This window comes from Scandinavium tedordense (assembly GCF_024764965.1).
GTDB classification, from domain to species: domain Bacteria; phylum Pseudomonadota; class Gammaproteobacteria; order Enterobacterales; family Enterobacteriaceae; genus Scandinavium; species Scandinavium tedordense.
The window spans coordinates 118823-136189 of the sequence record NZ_JALIGG010000053.1 but is presented as its reverse complement, the minus strand read 5'-3'; the positions used below and the strand labels follow the sequence as shown (position 1 = coordinate 136189).

At 55.0% G+C, this 17367-nt stretch carries 15 protein-coding genes; all 15 read left to right on the top strand.

Annotated elements, in window-relative coordinates; translation table 11 throughout:
* Window positions 1-95 precede the first annotated feature (95 nt).
* Complete coding sequence (gene cra, locus MUU46_RS08320; protein ID WP_159761041.1) at window positions 96-1100, top strand: catabolite repressor/activator; 1005 nt, start codon at window positions 96-98, stop codon at window positions 1098-1100.
* A gap of 602 nt (window positions 1101-1702) precedes the next feature.
* Window positions 1703-2161 carry a division/cell wall cluster transcriptional repressor MraZ gene (gene mraZ, locus MUU46_RS08315; protein WP_110510758.1) on the top strand — a complete coding sequence of 153 codons (459 nt, stop codon included), beginning with the start codon at window positions 1703-1705 and terminating at the stop codon, window positions 2159-2161.
* A 1-nt stretch (window position 2162) separates the two neighbouring features.
* Window positions 2163-3104 carry a 16S rRNA (cytosine(1402)-N(4))-methyltransferase RsmH gene (gene rsmH, locus MUU46_RS08310; protein WP_159761043.1) on the top strand — a complete coding sequence of 314 codons (942 nt, stop codon included), beginning with the start codon at window positions 2163-2165 and terminating at the stop codon, window positions 3102-3104.
* Window positions 3101-3466 (top strand): cell division protein FtsL, encoded by a 366-nt coding sequence (ftsL, locus tag MUU46_RS08305; RefSeq protein WP_110510760.1) that lies wholly within the window; start codon window positions 3101-3103, stop codon window positions 3464-3466. Before rsmH ends, ftsL begins: the two co-directional genes overlap by 4 nt.
* Before the next feature lie 15 nt (window positions 3467-3481).
* The gene (ftsI, locus tag MUU46_RS08300; RefSeq protein WP_159761045.1) at window positions 3482-5248 is read left to right on the top strand and encodes a peptidoglycan DD-transpeptidase PBP3; all 1767 of its coding nucleotides are present in this window, start codon (window positions 3482-3484) and stop codon (window positions 5246-5248) included.
* Window positions 5235-6722: a UDP-N-acetylmuramoyl-L-alanyl-D-glutamate--2,6-diaminopimelate ligase gene (gene murE, locus MUU46_RS08295; RefSeq protein WP_258965285.1), complete on the top strand. Its 1488-nt coding sequence runs from the start codon at window positions 5235-5237 to the stop codon at window positions 6720-6722. Before ftsI ends, murE begins: the two co-directional genes overlap by 14 nt.
* Complete coding sequence (gene murF / locus MUU46_RS08290; RefSeq protein ID WP_258965284.1) at window positions 6719-8077, top strand: UDP-N-acetylmuramoyl-tripeptide--D-alanyl-D-alanine ligase; 1359 nt, start codon at window positions 6719-6721, stop codon at window positions 8075-8077. The genes murE and murF overlap by 4 nt, the downstream gene beginning before the upstream one ends.
* On the top strand, window positions 8071-9153 hold the full coding sequence (mraY, locus tag MUU46_RS08285; protein ID WP_110510764.1) for a phospho-N-acetylmuramoyl-pentapeptide-transferase: 1083 nt from the start codon (window positions 8071-8073) through the stop codon (window positions 9151-9153). The genes murF and mraY overlap by 7 nt, the downstream gene beginning before the upstream one ends.
* A gap of 2 nt (window positions 9154-9155) precedes the next feature.
* Entirely contained in the window at window positions 9156-10472 is a 1317-nt protein-coding gene (gene murD, locus MUU46_RS08280; RefSeq protein ID WP_159761260.1) for a UDP-N-acetylmuramoyl-L-alanine--D-glutamate ligase, read from the top strand.
* Window positions 10472-11716 carry a cell division protein FtsW gene (ftsW, locus tag MUU46_RS08275; protein ID WP_159761051.1) on the top strand — a complete coding sequence of 415 codons (1245 nt, stop codon included), beginning with the start codon at window positions 10472-10474 and terminating at the stop codon, window positions 11714-11716. The genes murD and ftsW overlap by 1 nt, the downstream gene beginning before the upstream one ends.
* Window positions 11713-12780, top strand: a complete 1068-nt coding sequence (gene murG / locus MUU46_RS08270) for an undecaprenyldiphospho-muramoylpentapeptide beta-N-acetylglucosaminyltransferase (protein ID WP_258965283.1) — start codon at window positions 11713-11715, stop codon at window positions 12778-12780. The genes ftsW and murG overlap by 4 nt, the downstream gene beginning before the upstream one ends.
* A 57-nt stretch (window positions 12781-12837) precedes the next feature.
* The gene (gene murC / locus MUU46_RS08265) at window positions 12838-14313 is read left to right on the top strand and encodes a UDP-N-acetylmuramate--L-alanine ligase (RefSeq protein ID WP_258965282.1); all 1476 of its coding nucleotides are present in this window, start codon (window positions 12838-12840) and stop codon (window positions 14311-14313) included.
* The gene (locus tag MUU46_RS08260) at window positions 14306-15226 is read left to right on the top strand and encodes a D-alanine--D-alanine ligase (protein ID WP_258965281.1); all 921 of its coding nucleotides are present in this window, start codon (window positions 14306-14308) and stop codon (window positions 15224-15226) included. The genes murC and MUU46_RS08260 overlap by 8 nt, the downstream gene beginning before the upstream one ends.
* Window position 15227: 1 nt before the next feature.
* A complete protein-coding gene (ftsQ, locus tag MUU46_RS08255) occupies window positions 15228-16067 on the top strand; it encodes a cell division protein FtsQ (RefSeq protein ID WP_258965280.1) in 840 nt (279 codons plus the stop codon).
* Window positions 16064-17320: a cell division protein FtsA gene (gene ftsA / locus MUU46_RS08250; RefSeq protein WP_097162871.1), complete on the top strand. Its 1257-nt coding sequence runs from the start codon at window positions 16064-16066 to the stop codon at window positions 17318-17320. Before ftsQ ends, ftsA begins: the two co-directional genes overlap by 4 nt.
* Window positions 17321-17367: the final 47 nt, after the last annotated feature.

Below are 17367 nucleotides of genomic sequence, written 5' to 3'. Positions count from 1 at the left end.
GTTGCCGCTGTGCGCATTCTGCGCTTAGATGTTATGGAATTTATTCCATGATTTAACAATGGTTATGGATTGTACATTTTAAGCAAGGGGCAATTGTGAAACTGGATGAAATCGCCAGGCTTGCCGGCGTGTCACGCACCACGGCGAGCTATGTGATCAATGGAAAAGCGAAACAGTATCGCGTCAGCGATAAAACTGTCGAAAAGGTCATGGCCGTTGTGCGCGAGCATAACTATCATCCCAACGCCGTCGCCGCCGGTTTGCGCGCGGGCCGTACCCGTTCCATTGGCCTGGTTATACCCGATCTCGAAAACACCAGTTATACCCGCATTGCGAATTATCTTGAGCGCCAGGCGCGCCAGCGTGGTTATCAGCTGCTGATTGCCTGCTCTGAAGATCAACCTGACAACGAAATGCGCTGCATTGAGCATCTGCTCCAGCGTCAGGTGGATGCGATCATCGTGTCGACTTCATTGCCGCCTGAGCATCCGTTTTATCAGCGCTGGGCTAACGATCCCTTCCCGATTGTCGCCCTTGATCGTGCGCTCGATCGCGAGCATTTCACCAGCGTCGTCGGAGCCGATCAGGAAGACGCCGAAGCGCTGGGCGCTGAGCTGCGTAAATTCCCGGGGGACACGGTGCTGTATCTCGGCGCACTGCCTGAGCTTTCCGTCAGCTTCCTGCGCGAGCAGGGGTTCCGTAGCGCATGGAAAGACGACCCGCGCGAGGTGAATTTCCTTTACGCGAACAGCTATGAGCGTGAAGCCGCCGCTCAGCTATTCGAAAAATGGCTGGAAACCCATCCGATGCCACAGGCGCTGTTTACGACCTCTTTTGCGCTGCTTCAGGGCGTGATGGACGTTACGCTTCGTCGAGAAGGGAAGCTGCCATCAGAACTGGCTATCGCCACCTTTGGCGATCATGAGCTTCTCGATTTCCTCCAGTGCCCTGTTCTGGCCGTGGCGCAGCGTCATCGTGATGTTGCCGAACGCGTGCTTGAAATCGTGCTGGCAAGCCTGGATGAGCCTCGTAAGCCAAAGCCAGGTCTCAGCCGCATTCGCCGTAATCTGTATCGTCGCGGAAGTCTGAGCCGACGTTAAGAGATAATGGGAAAGGCAAACGAATCGAATTGCCTTTCCTAATTTCCTTCCAGAAAAAGATGAAAATACTTATTCAGACAATTCCTTAAGATTCATCCAGTCACTATTTTCTTTCTTTTTAAACAAGCCCAGCGGTATTAATTTAGGTTAATGAAAAGTAAAGAACGGTTTCTTTTGTATTGTTTTGTTACATTCATGTCGCCTTTTGCAGATTTAACAGCCACTTCATTCACGCGCTCACATTTCCTCACGCTTTAAGGGCTCTGAGCTGGTAGAAACAGTTCCAGCAAGGGCTATTAACGCGAAGGAGAATGTCCTAAAATGCCGCGCACGTCGCAAACTGACACTTTATATTTTCACCTTTGTGAAATTGAGTTGTTCAAAATCGTTACGAACCTGTTGGTTTTTTTCTCGCCACTATTCATGACGTTATTTTGCCTCGTTCGCTGGACAGAAATTAATCAAGGCGAATATTGATGCTTATTATTGAGTTTTAGGACTCTTATGGCATCAGTGCTGGCTTGACAAGCTTTTCCTCCGCTCCGTAAACTCCTTTAGGTGGGGATTTGTGGGCGAAAGTGGAGAAAAGGGGTGAGGCTGGCATGTTCCGTGGAGCTACGTTAGTCAATCTCGACAGTAAGGGGCGTTTAGCCGTCCCAACCCGATACCGGGATTTACTGCTTGAGAACGCTGCTGGTCAATTGGTTTGCACCATTGACATCCATCACCCATGCCTGCTGCTTTACCCACTGCCCGAATGGGAAATCATCGAGCAAAAATTGTCGCGACTGTCGAGCATGAACCCCGCAGAACGCCGCGTACAGCGTCTGTTGCTGGGACATGCCAGCGAATGTCAAATGGACAACGCCGGTCGTTTGCTGATTGCGCCGGTTTTACGGCAACACGCCGGACTGACCAAAGAAGTGATGCTGGTCGGACAGTTCAACAAGTTTGAACTGTGGGATGAAACGACTTGGTATCAACGGGTCAAGGAAGATATCGACGCTGAGCAGTCCGCCTCTGGAGAATTGTCGGAGCGGTTGCAGGATTTGTCCTTATAAAATGATGGAAAATTTTAAACATACAACGGTACTGCTGGACGAGGCTGTAAACGGTCTGAACATTCGTCCTGACGGTATCTACATTGACGGCACTTTTGGTCGTGGTGGTCACTCACGCCTGATCCTTTCGCAACTGGGAGCGGAAGGGCAGTTGTTGGCTATCGACAGGGATCCAGAAGCTATCGCTGTGGCGAACGCCATTGATGACTCCCGCTTTTCCATTGTGCATGGACCTTTTTCCGCACTTGCTGATTACGTTAGCGAGCGCGGTCTTACAGGCAAGATCGACGGCATTCTTCTCGATCTTGGTGTCTCTTCACCGCAGCTTGACGATGCTGAACGCGGCTTCTCCTTCATGCGTGACGGACCGCTGGATATGCGTATGGATCCCTCGCGCGGTCAGTCAGCAGCCGAGTGGCTGCTGAACGCAGAAGAAGCAGATATCGCTTGGGTTATCAAAACCTTTGGCGAAGAGCGCTTTGGCAAACGTATTGCCCGCGCCATCGTTGAGCGTAATCGCATTGAGCCAATGACCCGCACCAAAGAACTGGCGGAAGTCATTGCCGCGGCAATGCCTGTGAAAGACAAATTCAAACATCCTGCGACCCGTACTTTCCAGGCGGTGCGCATCTGGGTGAACAGTGAACTTGAGGAGATAGAGCAGGCGCTAAAAAGCTCGCTCAGCGTGCTTGCCCCGGGTGGGCGGCTCTCCATCATCAGTTTCCACTCGCTGGAAGACCGCATTGTGAAACGCTTTATGCGTGAGCAAAGCCGTGGTCCGCAGGTTCCGGCAGGGCTACCGATGACCGAAGAGCAACTCATGAAACTGGGTGGCCGTTATCTGCGAGCACTAGGCAAGTTGATGCCGGGCGAACAAGAAGTGGCAGAGAATCCACGCGCTCGTAGTTCAGTGCTGCGTATTGCAGAGAGGACGAACGCATGATCAGCAGAGTGTCAGAAGCCCTAAGCAAAGTGAAAGGGTCGTTAGGAAGCAACGAGCGCCATGCCTTGCCTGGCGTGATCGGCGACGACCTTTTGCGGTTTGGGAAGCTGCCACTCTGCCTGTTCATTTGCATTATTTTGTCGGCAATAACGGTGGTCACGACGGCGCACCATACCCGTCTACTGACTGCACAACGTGAACAGCTGGTTCTGGAACGCGATGCTCTGGATATTGAGTGGCGTAACCTGATCCTTGAAGAGAATGCACTCGGCGACCATAGCCGGGTTGAGCGGATTGCCACGGAGAAGCTGCAAATGCAGCATGTCGATCCTTCCCAGGAAAACATCGTTGTACAAAAATAAGGATTATCACGACGCATGAAAGCAGCGGCAAAGACGCTTAAACCAAAACGTCAGGAAGCACAGGCCAACTTTATCAGTTGGCGTTTTGCGTTGCTTTGCGGCTGTATTTTGCTGGCGATGGCGTTCCTGCTGGGTCGTGTAGCATGGTTGCAGATAATCAACCCTGACATGCTGGTTCGTCAGGGCGATATGCGCTCCCTGCGTGTGCAGGAAGTCACTACCTCGCGCGGCCTGATAACCGACCGCTCTGGCCGCCCACTGGCGGTGAGCGTGCCGGTGAAGGCTATCTGGGCCGATCCGAAAGAACTGCATGATGCAGGCGGCGTTAGCATCGATAACCGCTGGAAAGCATTGGCAGATGCGCTGAATATGCCGCTCGATCAGCTGGCTGCGCGCATCAATACCAATCCGCGGATGCGCTTTATCTATCTGGCGCGTCAGGTCAACCCTGACATGGCCGACTACATCAAAAAGCTCAAGCTGCCAGGGATTCATTTACGTGAAGAATCTCGTCGTTACTATCCATCCGGAGAAGTAACCGCTCACCTCATCGGTTTTACTAACGTTGATAGCCAGGGCATTGAAGGCGTCGAAAAGAGCTTTGATAAATGGCTGACCGGCCAGTCGGGTGAGCGTATCGTGCGTAAAGACCGCTACGGTCGCGTGATTGAAGATATCTCCTCCACCGACAGTCAGGCCGCGCACAACCTGGCGCTGAGCATTGATGAACGCCTACAGGCTCTGGTTTATCGCGAACTGAATAACGCCGTGGCGTTTAACAAAGCGGAGTCCGGTAGTGCGGTGCTGGTGGATGTCAGCACTGGCGAAGTGCTGGCGATGGCCAACAGCCCCTCCTATAACCCGAATAATCTGACGGGTACGCAGAAAGACATTATGCGTAACCGCACCATTACTGACGTGTTCGAACCCGGTTCGACTATTAAACCGATGGTGGTGATGACCGCGCTTCAACGCGGTATCGTCAATGAAAACACTGTCCTGAACACCATTCCATACCGAATTAACGGCCACGAAATCAAAGACGTGGCGCGCTACAGCGAATTAACCCTGACCGGGGTACTACAGAAGTCGAGTAACGTCGGTGTCTCCAAGCTGGCGTTAGCGATGCCGTCCTCAGCATTAGTAGATACTTACTCACGCTTTGGATTGGGAAAAGCGACCAATTTGGGGTTGGTCGGAGAACGCAGTGGCTTATATCCTCAAAAACAACGGTGGTCTGACATAGAGAGGGCCACCTTCTCTTTCGGCTACGGGCTAATGGTAACACCGTTACAGTTAGCGCGAGTCTACGCAACGATTGGCAGCTACGGGATCTATCGTCCGCTGTCGATAACCAAAGTTGATCCCCCGGTTCCCGGTGAGCGTATCTTCCCGGAATCTATCGTTCGCACTGTGGTTCACATGATGGAAAGCGTGGCGCTGCCTGGCGGCGGCGGTGTGAAGGCGGCCATCAAAGGCTACCGCATCGCGATTAAAACCGGTACGGCGAAGAAAGTGGGTCCAGACGGTAAGTACATCAACAAATACATTGCTTATACCGCGGGCGTTGCGCCAGCCAGCCAGCCGCGTTTTGCGCTGGTGGTGGTGATTAACGATCCGCAGGCAGGGAAATACTACGGCGGTGCCGTTTCCGCACCGGTGTTCGGTGCCATCATGGGCGGCGTTCTGCGTACCATGAACATTGAACCGGATGCGCTGGCAACGGGCGATAAAAGTGAATTTGTGACTGATAAAGGCGAGGGAACAGGTGGCAGATCGTAATTTGCGTGACCTTCTTGCTCCGTGGGTGCCAAATGCACCGGAGCGGACACTGCGAGAGATGACACTCGACAGCCGTGTGGCGGCGTCGGGCGACCTTTTTGTGGCTGTTTTAGGTCATCAGGCGGACGGGCGTCGATATATCCCGCAGGCGATAGCGCAAGGTGTAGCTGCCATTATTGCTGAAGCAAAAGACGAAGCTGCGGATGGCGAAATCTGCGAAATGCACGGCGTGCCGGTTATCTATCTCAGCCAGCTTAACGAGCGTTTGTCCGCCCTGGCGGGACGTTTTTATAACCAGCCTTCAGAACAATTGAGCCTGGTCGGCGTAACCGGGACCAACGGCAAAACCACCACCACACAGCTTCTGGCGCAATGGGCGCAGCTGCTCGGTGAAACCAGTGCCGTGATGGGCACCGTGGGCAATGGCCTGCTGGATAAAGTCATTCCAACCGAAAATACCACCGGTTCTGCGGTCGACGTACAGCATGTGTTGTCTGGCCTGGCAGGGCAGGGCGCTTCATTTGCGGCGATGGAAGTTTCCTCTCATGGTCTGGTTCAGCATCGCGTATCGGCGCTGAAATTTGTCGCCTCGGTGTTTACCAACCTCAGCCGCGATCATCTCGATTACCATGGCGACATGGAACATTACGAAGCGGCGAAGTGGATGCTTTATTCCACACACCATTTCGGTCAGGCGATTATTAATGCCGATGACGAAGTGGGCCGTCGCTGGCTGGCAAAACTGCCGAACGCCGTCGCGGTATCGATGGAAGACCATATTAATCCGAACTGTCATGGCCGCTGGCTGAAAGCCACTGCGGTGAACTACCACGACAGTGGGGCGACCATTCACTTCGACTCCAGCTGGGGCGAAGGCGAAATCGAAAGCCGCCTGATGGGCGCGTTTAACGTCAGCAATCTGCTGCTGGCCCTGGCGACTCTGCTGGCGCTGGATTACCCGCTGGCTGACCTGCTGAAATCTGCGGCGCGTTTGCAGCCAGTTTGCGGCCGTATGGAAGTGTTCAGCGCACCAGGAAAACCGACCGTAGTGGTGGATTATGCTCACACGCCGGATGCGCTGGAAAAAGCGCTCGAAGCTGCACGATTGCACTGTACCGGTACGCTGTGGTGCGTATTTGGCTGCGGCGGCGATCGCGACAAAGGTAAGCGTCCGCTGATGGGGGCCATTGCTGAACAGTTCGCGGATATCGCTGTGGTAACGGACGACAATCCCCGAACTGAAGAGCCGCGCGCCATCATCAACGATATTCTTAGCGGAATGCTCGATGCAGGCCGGACGAAAGTGATGGAGGGCCGCGCGGAAGCCGTGACTGCCACCATCATGCAGGCCAAAGAGAACGATGTAGTGCTGCTGGCCGGTAAAGGTCATGAAGACTACCAAATCGTTGGTAATCGTCGTCTCGACTATTCCGACCGCGTCACCGCGGCGCGTTTGCTGGGAGTCGTCGCATGATTCGCCTTCCGCTGAGCCAAATCGCTGAGATCCTCAACGGCGAGCTGTTGGGCCAGGACGCCATGATTGACGCCGTGACCACGGATACCCGCAAAATCACTGCGGGCTGCCTGTTTGTGGCCCTCAAAGGTGAGCGTTTCGATGCCCACGATTTTGCCGAACAAGCCAAAGCCGCTGGCGCAGGTGCATTGCTGGTGAGCCGTAAACTGGACTGTAATTTACCGCAGGTAGTGGTGAAAGACACCCGACTGGCTTTTGGCGAGCTGGCAGCCTGGGTGCGTCATCAGGTGCCAACGCGCGTTGTCGCATTAACCGGTTCTTCCGGTAAAACCTCGGTGAAAGAGATGGCGGCGTCCATTCTCAGCCAGTGCGGCAACACGCTGTACACCGCAGGAAATCTGAATAACGATATCGGCGTGCCGATGACGCTGCTGCGTCTGACCAAAGAACACGAATTTGCGGTAATAGAATTAGGCGCGAACCATCAGGGCGAAATTGCCTGGACCGTCGACCTGACGCGTCCGGAAGCCGCGCTGGTGAATAACCTGGCTGCCGCGCATCTGGAAGGTTTCGGCTCTTTGGCGGGTGTTGCCAAAGCGAAAGGCGAAATCTACAGCGGCTTGCCGCTGAATGGCATCGCGATTATGAACGCCGACAATAACGACTGGCTGAACTGGCAGAGCGTAATTGGCGATCGTAAGGTGTGGCGCTTCTCACCAAATGCGGCGAACAGTGATTTCACCGCCAACAACATTCACGTCACCAGCCATGGCACCGAATTCACGCTGCAGACTCCGGTCGGCAACGTCGACGTGCTGCTACCGCTGCCGGGTCGCCACAACATCGCCAATGCGCTGGCCGCAGCGGCGCTGACGATGGCGGTCGGTGCAGACTTAGCGGCAGTGAAAGCCGGTCTCGCTACGCTGAAAGCCGTGCCGGGCCGTCTGTTCCCAATTGAACTGGCCGAAAACCAGCTTCTGCTCGATGACTCCTACAATGCCAACGTTGGATCAATGACCGCGGCGGCACAGGTGCTATCTGAAATGCCTGGCTTCCGCGTGATGGTAGTTGGTGACATGGCAGAGCTCGGCGACGAAAGCGAAGCCTGTCATAACCAGGTGGGTGACGCGGCGAAAGCGGCGGGCATCGACTGCGTCATCAGCGTGGGTACCCTCAGTAAAACGATTAGCGACGCCAGCGGCGTTGGCGAGCATTTTGCCGACAAGCCAGCAGCGATTTCACGTCTGAAAACGCTTATCGAAGAGCATCAGATTATTACCATTTTAGTGAAAGGTTCACGTAGCGCTGCCATGGAAGAGGTGGTTCGCGCTCTACAGGAGAACGGAACATGTTAGTTTGGCTGGCCGAACATTTGGTCAAGTATTACTCAGGCTTTAACGTCTTTTCCTATCTGACGTTTCGTGCCATCGTCAGCCTGCTGACCGCGCTGTTCATCTCCCTGTGGATGGGCCCGCGTATGATTGCCCGTCTGCAAAAATTAGCGTTTGGTCAGGTCGTACGTAACGACGGCCCGGAGTCGCATTTCAGTAAACGCGGCACGCCAACCATGGGCGGGATCATGATCCTGACCGCAATTGTGGTGTCTGTTCTGCTGTGGGCTTACCCATCTAACCCGTACGTCTGGTGCGTGCTGGTGGTGCTGGTGGGTTACGGAATCATCGGCTTCGTCGATGACTACCGCAAAGTGGTGCGTAAAGACACCAAAGGCCTGATTGCCCGCTGGAAATACTTCTGGATGTCGGTGATTGCACTGGGCGTGGCCTTCGCGCTGTACATGGTCGGAAAAGATACGCCAGCCACCGAGCTGGTTGTACCGTTCTTTAAAGACGTCATGCCGCAGCTCGGCATCTTCTACATCGTGCTGGCTTACTTCGTGATTGTCGGCACCGGCAACGCGGTAAACCTGACGGACGGCCTCGACGGCCTCGCGATTATGCCAACGGTCTTCGTGGCAGCGGGCTTCGCACTGGTGGCATGGGCTACCGGTAACATGAACTTTGCCAACTATCTACACATTCCGTATTTACGCCATGCCGGGGAGCTGGTGATCGTCTGTACGGCGATCGTCGGGGCCGGTTTAGGTTTCTTGTGGTTCAACACCTACCCGGCTCAGGTCTTCATGGGCGATGTCGGCTCTCTGGCGCTGGGCGGCGCGCTTGGCATTATTGCCGTGCTGCTGCGTCAGGAATTCCTGCTGTTGATCATGGGCGGTGTGTTTGTGGTTGAAACCCTGTCGGTCATTTTGCAGGTTGGATCCTTCAAGCTGCGCGGTCAGCGCATCTTCCGTATGGCGCCAATTCATCACCACTATGAACTGAAAGGCTGGCCGGAACCGCGCGTGATTGTGCGATTCTGGATTATCTCGCTGATGCTGGTCCTGATTGGCCTGGCAACGCTGAAGGTGCGTTAATGATGACTGATTACCAGGATAAAAATGTTGTCATCATCGGTCTGGGAATGACCGGGCTTTCCTGCGTCGATTTCTTCCTCGCGCAGGGTGTGACCCCGCGTGTGATGGACACTCGCGCAACGCCTCCTGGTCTGGATAAGCTGCCAGAAGACGTCGAGCGTTTTGTCGGTGGCCTGAATGATGATTGGCTGCTGGCGGCAGATTTGATTGTCGCCAGTCCTGGTATGGCGCTGGCTCACCCTTCGCTGAGCGCGGCGGCAGACGCGGGCGTAGAAATTGTGGGTGACATCGAACTGTTCTGCCGTGAAGCGCAGGCGCCGATTATTGCCATTACTGGCTCGAATGGTAAAAGCACCGTCACCACATTGGTGGGTGAAATGGCGAAAGCTGCGGGTGTGAACGTCGGCGTGGGCGGCAACATTGGTCTGCCTGCGTTAATGCTGCTGGACGTTTCACGCGAGCTGTACGTGCTTGAGCTTTCCAGCTTCCAGCTGGAAACGACCTCCAGCCTGGAAGCGGTAGCCGCGACGATCCTCAACGTTACCGAAGATCATATGGATCGCTATCCGTTTGGCCTGCAGCAGTATCGCGCCGCCAAACTACGGGTCTATGAAAATGCAAAAGCCTGTGTGGTGAACGCCGATGATGCGCTGACCATGCCGGTCCGCGGCGCCGATACGCGCTGCGTCAGTTTCGGCGTCAACATGGGTGACTATCACCTCAATCGCCAGCAAGGCGAAACCTGGCTGCGCGTAAAAGGCGAGAAAGTCCTGAACGTTCGCGAGATGAAATTGACAGGTCAGCACAACTACAGCAACGCCCTGGCGGCGCTGGCTCTGGCGGATGCCGCTGGACTACCGCGTGCCAGCAGTCTGAAAGCGCTGACCACATTTACCGGTCTGGCGCACCGTTTCCAGTTAGCGCTGGAGCATAAGGGCGTGCGCTGGATTAACGATTCGAAAGCGACCAACGTTGGCAGTACCGAAGCTGCGCTGAACGGCTTACAGGTCGAAGGCACGCTGCATCTGTTGCTGGGCGGCGACGGTAAATCTGCCGATTTCTCCCCGCTGAAGACTTGGCTGAAAGGCGACAACGTTCGTCTGTGGTGCTTTGGTCGCGATGGCGATGCGCTGGCGGAACTGCGTCCTGACGCTGCCGTTCGTACCGAAACAATGGAAGAAGCAATACATCTGATTGCTCCGCAACTGAAACACGGCGACATGGTCCTGCTCTCTCCGGCCTGTGCCAGCCTTGATCAGTTTAAGAATTTTGAACAGCGCGGGGATGTATTTACCCGCCTGGCGAAGGAGCTTGGTTAATGCGTTTATCTTTCCCACGCCTGAGAATGCCCCATATGCCGGGATCCGGAATTCTGGTATGGCTGTTTGCGGCATTAAAAGGTTGGGTGATGGGCTCCCGGCAGCAGGATACCGACAGCCTGGTCATGTACGATCGTATGCTGCTGTGGTTGACTCTGGGCCTTGCAGCCGTCGGTTTTATTATGGTGACCTCGGCGTCAATGCCAGTGGGTCAGCGTCTGGCGAACGATCCCTTTCTGTTCGCTAAACGTGATGGCTTGTACATCGTCCTTGCGTTCTGTCTGGGCCTGGTCACGCTGCGTTTGCCAATGGCATTCTGGCAGCGCCACAGCACCGCAATGCTGATAACGGCGATCGCGATGCTGTTGATTGTACTGGTTGTTGGTAGCTCGGTTAACGGTGCATCGCGCTGGATTGCCTTTGGCCCGCTGCGTATTCAGCCTGCGGAATTTACCAAGCTGTCGCTGTTCTGCTACATCGCTAACTACCTGGTGCGTAAAGGCGATGAGGTGCGAAACAACCTGCGCGGCTTCTTAAAGCCGATGGGCGTGATATTCGTGCTGGCGATCTTACTGTTGGCGCAGCCGGACCTCGGTACCGTGGTGGTGCTGTTCGTGACGACCCTGGCGATGCTGTTCCTCGCCGGGGCTAAGCTCTGGCAGTTCATCGCGATTATCGGCATGGGGATGTCGGCGGTTGTCCTGCTGATCCTCGCCGAGCCGTACCGTATTCGCCGTGTAACTTCCTTCTGGAACCCATGGGAAGATCCGTTTGGCAGCGGCTATCAGCTGACGCAATCCCTGATGGCCTTTGGCCGCGGTGAGATGTGGGGGCAGGGCCTCGGCAACTCGGTACAGAAACTCGAGTATTTACCGGAAGCGCACACCGATTTCATCTTCGCCATCATCGGCGAAGAACTGGGCTATATCGGTGTGGTCCTTGCTCTTTTAATGGTATTCTTCGTCGCTTTCCGCGCCATGTCCATTGGCCGCAAGGCGCTGGAGATGGATCAGCGTTTCTCAGGCTTCCTGGCGTGTTCGATTGGTGTGTGGTTCAGCTTCCAGGCGTTAGTAAACGTCGGTGCAGCGGCGGGTATGCTGCCAACCAAAGGTCTGACGCTGCCGCTTATCAGCTACGGTGGTTCCAGTCTGCTGATTATGTCGACGGCCATCATGTTCTTGTTACGCATTGATTATGAAACGCGTCTGGAAAAAGCGCAGGCGTTTACACGGGGTGTTCGATGAGTGGTCAGGCTAAGCGGTTGATGGTGATGGCGGGTGGCACCGGTGGACACGTGTTCCCTGGGCTGGCCGTTGCGCATCATCTGATGGATCAGGGCTGGCAGATTCGCTGGCTCGGTACCGCCGATCGTATGGAAGCGAGTTTAGTGCCGAAACACGGGATCGACATTGATTTCATTGAGATCTCCGGTTTGCGTGGAAAAGGTCTCAAGGCAATGCTTTTGGCGCCGATACGTATCTTCAACGCCTGGCGTCAGGCGCGCGCAATTATGCAGCGTTTTCAGCCAGATGTGGTGCTAGGCATGGGCGGATATGTCTCAGGTCCGGGTGGTCTGGCGGCGTGGTCGCTGGGAATTCCTGTGGTGCTGCATGAGCAAAACGGCATTGCCGGACTGACCAACAAATGGTTGTCGAAAATTGCCAAAACTGTGATGCAGGCGTTTCCGGGGGCATTCCCGAACGCTGAAGTGGTAGGCAACCCGGTACGCACTGACGTGCTTGCACTTCCGCAGCCGGAACAGCGTCTGGCCGGGCGTGAAGGCGAAATTCGCGTATTGGTCGTTGGGGGCTCTCAGGGCGCTCGCGTATTGAATCTGACGATGCCGCAGGTCGCCGAAAAGCTGGGCGATAGTGTAACCATCTGGCATCAGAGTGGTAAAGGTGGGCAGCAGACCGTGGAGCAGGCTTACGCTGATGCCGGTCAGCCGCAGCACAAGGTCACCGAGTTTATTGACGATATGGCCGAAGCTTACGCCTGGGCCGATGTCGTGGTTTGCCGCTCCGGCGCGCTGACTGTGAGCGAAATTGCCGCCGCTGGGCTGCCTGCGATTTTTGTGCCGTTCCAGCACAAAGACAGACAGCAGTACTGGAATGCGCTGCCATTGGAAAAAGCAGGCGCCGCGAAGATTTTTGAGCAGCCGCAATTTACTGCGGATGCTGTTGCCCGCACCCTTGCGGGCTGGGACAGAAAAACATTACTGGAAATGGCCGAGTGCGCACGTGCCGCCGCCATCCCGGATGCTACCGAGCGTGTAGCGCAAGCAGTAAGCCTGGCAGCTCAGGCTTAATCATCGCAGCGCCTTTTGCGCTGCACGAATTTTTAAGTAGTCGATGGCGTTTAGAGAATGAATACACAACAACTGGCGAAACTGCGTTCCATTGTGCCCGAGATGCGTCGCGTCCGGCACATTCACTTTGTTGGCATCGGCGGTGCTGGCATGGGCGGTATTGCCGAAGTGTTGGCTAACGAAGGGTATCAGATCAGTGGTTCGGACCTCGCGCCGAACCCGGTGACTCAGCAGCTGACGGCGCTGGGTGCCACGATTTATTTCAATCATCGTCCTGAAAATGTGCGCGATGCGAGTGTGGTGGTGGTTTCAACGGCAATTTCTGCGGACAACCCGGAAATCGTTGCGGCGCATGAAGCGCGTATTCCTGTTATCCGCCGCGCAGAGATGCTGGCCGAGCTGATGCGTTTTCGCCACGGCATCGCCGTTGCCGGGACACACGGTAAAACCACGACCACCGCGATGGTGTCGAGTATTTACGCCGAAGCCGGTCTGGATCCGACTTTCGTCAACGGTGGTCTGGTCAAAGCGGCGGGTGTGCATGCTCGCCTGGGCCACAGCCGTTACCTGATTGCGGAAGCGGATGAAAGCGATGCATCGTTCCTGCATTTGCAGCCAATGGTGTCGATTGTCACCAATATCGAAGCCGACCATATGGACACGTATCAGGGCGATTTCGAAAATTTAAAGCAGACGTTTATTAATTTCCTGCATAACCTGCCGTTTTATGGACGTGCGGTGATGTGCGTTGATGACCCGGTTATCCGCGAGCTTCTGCCGCGCGTGGGTCGTCAGATTACAACGTATGGTTTTAGCGACGACGCTGACGTGCGCGTCGAAGATTACACACAGATTGGCGCGCAGGGGCACTTTACTCTGATTCGTCATGATAACGCGCCGCTGCGCGTAACGTTGAACGCACCGGGTCGTCACAACGCCCTGAATGCGGCCGCAGCGGTGGCGGTCGCCACAGAAGAAGGCATCGAAGACGACGCCATTCTGCGCGCGCTGGAAAGCTTCCAGGGTACAGGCCGTCGTTTCGATTTCCTTGGCGAGTATCCGCTGGAAGGCGTTAACGGTAAAAGCGGTACCGCTATGCTGGTGGACGACTACGGTCATCACCCAACGGAAGTGGATGCAACCATTAAAGCGGCTCGCGCGGGCTGGCCAGACAAAAATCTGGTTATGGTGTTCCAGCCACACCGTTATACGCGTACGCGTGATCTGTATGACGATTTTGCCAACGTGCTGACGGAAGTTGATGCGTTGTTGATGCTGGAGGTCTACGCGGCGGGTGAAGCGCCGATTCCGGGAGCGGATAGCCGTTCTCTGTGTCGTACCATCCGCGGTCGCGGTAAAGTAGACCCCATTCTGGTGTCAGATCCGGCGAAAGTCGCTGAAATTCTGGCCCCGGTCCTGACCGGTAACGACTTGATTTTGATACAAGGCGCGGGAAATATCGGCAAAATCGCGCGTAACTTAGCTGAAATCAAACTCAAGCCGCAAACTCAGGAGGAAGAGCGCCATGGCTGATAGAATCGCTGTCCTCCTGGGGGGAACCTCCGCTGAGCGTGAGGTTTCACTGAATTCCGGCGCGGCTGTGCTGGCGGGTTTGCGCGAAGCGGGCATTGATGCACATGCGGTCGATCCGCGTGACGCAGATATCACTCAGCTGAAAAAACTGGGTTTTAAGAAAGCGTTTATTGCACTTCACGGACGCGGTGGGGAAGATGGTACGTTGCAGGGCTTATTGGAACTGATAGGCCTGCCTTACACCGGCAGTGGTGTGATGGCTTCTGCTCTTTCGATGGACAAACTGCGCAGTAAATTGCTCTGGCAGGGCGCAGGACTTCCGGTGGCACCTTGGGTCGCGTTGACGCGGACTCAGTTTGCACAGGGCCTGTCACAGGACGAAAAACAGCGCATTGCCGCACTCGGTTTGCCGCTGATTGTGAAGCCAAGCCGGGAAGGTTCTAGCGTCGGAATGTCGAAAGTGGACGAAAGTAGTGCACTTCACGATGCCTTAACGCTGGCTTTTCAGCATGATGAAGAAGTTCTGATCGAAAAATGGTTAAGCGGGCCGGAATTTACCGTTGCAGTACTCGATGAAGAAATTTTACCGTCGGTTCGCATCCAACCGGCCGGAGTCTTCTATGATTATGAAGCGAAGTATCTCTCTGACGAGACGCAGTATTTCTGCCCTGGTTGTGAAGATTCGGCGCGTGAGCAAGAAATGCAGGCCCTGGTGCTTAAAGCCTGGAACATCCTCGGGTGCTCAGGTTGGGGACGCATTGATGTAATGCAGGACAGCGATGGTCAGCTTTATCTGTTGGAGGCTAACACCTCCCCAGGCATGACCAGCCACAGTCTGGTGCCGATGGCGGCACGTCAGGCCGGCATGAGCTTCTCGCAGTTGGTGGTACGTATTTTGGACCTGGCGGGTTGATATGTCGCAGGCAGCACTGAACACACGGAACCGTGAAGAAGAAGAGGACGACATCGCTTCTTCACGTAGAAATAATGGAACGCGTCTTGCAGGGATGATGTTCCTGCTCGCGGTATTATTCACCGTGTTGATGAGCGGCTGGATGGTACTGAACTGGATGGAAGATGCGCAGCGTCTGCCGTTATCCAGGCTGGTAGTGACCGGGGAACGTCACTACACGCGTAATGATGATATTCGCCAGGCAATTCTGGCACTCGGCTCGCCGGGTACGTTTATGACTCAGGACGTAAATATCATTCAGAGTCAGATTGAACGCCTGCCGTGGATTAAGCAGGCAAGCGTTCGTAAGCAGTGGCCAGACGAATTGAAGATTCATCTGGTTGAATATGTGCCGATTGCGCGCTGGAATGATCAGCATATGGTGGACAGCGACGGTAACGCGTTTAGCGTGCCGGCCGAACGCACCAGTAAGCAGAATCTGCCTATGTTGTATGGCCCGGAAGGTAGCGAGAACGAAGTGCTGCAAGGCTATCGCGATATGGGACAGATGCTGGCGAAAGATAAGTTTACGTTGAAAGTGGCGGCGATGACCGCACGCCGCTCCTGGCAGCTGACGTTGAATAATGACATCAAGCTGGACCTGGGGCGCGGCGATACGATGAAACGGCTTGAGCGCTTTATAGAACTCTATCCTGTTCTTCAGCAGCAGGCGCAAACCGATGGCAAACGGATTAGCTACGTTGATTTGCGTTATGACTCAGGCGCGGCAGTAGGGTGGCAGCCCGCTCCCGTAGAGGATACACATCAACAACAAAATCAGGCACAGGCAGAGCAACAATGATCAAAGCGACGGACAGAAAACTGGTAGTAGGACTGGAAATTGGTACCGCGAAGGTAGCCGCTTTGGTAGGGGAAGTTCTGCCCGACGGAATGGTGAATATCATTGGCGTGGGCAGCTGCCCATCCCGGGGTATGGACAAAGGCGGTGTGAACGACCTGGAATCCGTGGTGAAATGCGTACAGCGCGCCATTGACCAGGCGGAATTGATGGCTGATTGCCAGATTTCTTCAGTGTATCTGGCGCTTTCAGGCAAACATATTAGCTGTCAAAATGAAATCGGGATGGTGCCGATTTCTGAAGAAGAAGTGACTCAGGAAGACGTTGAGAACGTGGTGCATACGGCCAAGTCCGTACGCGTACGCGATGAACACCGTGTTCTGCATGTGATTCCGCAAGAATACGCCATCGACTACCAGGAAGGGATCAAAAACCCGGTAGGTTTGTCCGGCGTACGTATGCAGGCAAAAGTGCACTTGATCACATGTCACAACGATATGGCGAAAAACATCGTCAAAGCCGTAGAACGCTGTGGTCTGAAAGTGGATCAACTTATTTTCGCCGGTCTGGCGTCGAGCTATTCCGTCCTAACGGAAGATGAACGTGAGCTGGGCGTCTGCGTGGTTGATGTCGGTGGTGGTACTATGGATATCGCCGTCTATACCGGCGGTGCGCTGCGTCACACTAAAGTTATCCCGTATGCCGGGAACGTGGTGACCAGCGATATCGCTTACGCCTTCGGTACGCCACCGAGCGATGCCGAAGCGATTAAAGTTCGCCACGGTTGCGCACTGGGCTCTATTGTCGGTAAAGATGAGAGCGTAGAAGTGCCAAGCGTAGGTGGTCGTCCACCGCGTAGCCTGCAGCGCCAGACGTTGGCAGAGGTCATTGAGCCGCGTTATACCGAGCTGCTCAACCTGGTGAACGAAGAGATTTTGCAGTTGCAGGAACAGCTGCGCCAGCAGGGTGTCAAACACCATCTGGCCGCAGGGATTGTTCTTACCGGTGGCGCGGCGCAAATTGAAGGCCTGGCGGCCTGCGCTCAGCGCGTGTTCCATACGCAGGTGCGCATTGGCGCGCCGCTGAACATTACCGGACTGACGGATTATGCTCAGGAGCCGTACTATTCAACGGCTGTGGGCCTGCTGCACTACGGAAAAGAGTCACATCTGAGTGGTGAAGCTGAAGTGGAAAAACGTGTCGCAGTGAGTTCGTGGATCAAACGAATCAATACCTGGCTGCGAAAAGAGTTTTAATTTTTTAAGAGAGCGCCGAAAATTAGCGCGCTCAGGCGACAGGCACA

What these genes read in the sequence shown, in the direction of transcription:
- mraZ (WP_110510758.1), top strand. Translation starts at nt 1,703, where the DNA reads ATGTTCCGTGGAGCTACGTTAGTCAATCTCGACAGTAAGGGGCGTTTA.
- rsmH (WP_159761043.1), top strand. Translation starts at nt 2,163, where the DNA reads ATGATGGAAAATTTTAAACATACAACGGTACTGCTGGACGAGGCTGTA.
- ftsL (WP_110510760.1), top strand. Translation starts at nt 3,101, where the DNA reads ATGATCAGCAGAGTGTCAGAAGCCCTAAGCAAAGTGAAAGGGTCGTTA.
- ftsI (WP_159761045.1), top strand. Translation starts at nt 3,482, where the DNA reads ATGAAAGCAGCGGCAAAGACGCTTAAACCAAAACGTCAGGAAGCACAG.
- murF (WP_258965284.1), top strand. Translation starts at nt 6,719, where the DNA reads ATGATTCGCCTTCCGCTGAGCCAAATCGCTGAGATCCTCAACGGCGAG.
- mraY (WP_110510764.1), top strand. Translation starts at nt 8,071, where the DNA reads ATGTTAGTTTGGCTGGCCGAACATTTGGTCAAGTATTACTCAGGCTTT.
- murD (WP_159761260.1), top strand. Translation starts at nt 9,156, where the DNA reads ATGACTGATTACCAGGATAAAAATGTTGTCATCATCGGTCTGGGAATG.
- ftsW (WP_159761051.1), top strand. Translation starts at nt 10,472, where the DNA reads ATGCGTTTATCTTTCCCACGCCTGAGAATGCCCCATATGCCGGGATCC.
- murG (WP_258965283.1), top strand. Translation starts at nt 11,713, where the DNA reads ATGAGTGGTCAGGCTAAGCGGTTGATGGTGATGGCGGGTGGCACCGGT.
- murC (WP_258965282.1), top strand. Translation starts at nt 12,838, where the DNA reads ATGAATACACAACAACTGGCGAAACTGCGTTCCATTGTGCCCGAGATG.
- MUU46_RS08260 (WP_258965281.1), top strand. Translation starts at nt 14,306, where the DNA reads ATGGCTGATAGAATCGCTGTCCTCCTGGGGGGAACCTCCGCTGAGCGT.
- ftsQ (WP_258965280.1), top strand. Translation starts at nt 15,228, where the DNA reads ATGTCGCAGGCAGCACTGAACACACGGAACCGTGAAGAAGAAGAGGAC.
- ftsA (WP_097162871.1), top strand. Translation starts at nt 16,064, where the DNA reads ATGATCAAAGCGACGGACAGAAAACTGGTAGTAGGACTGGAAATTGGT.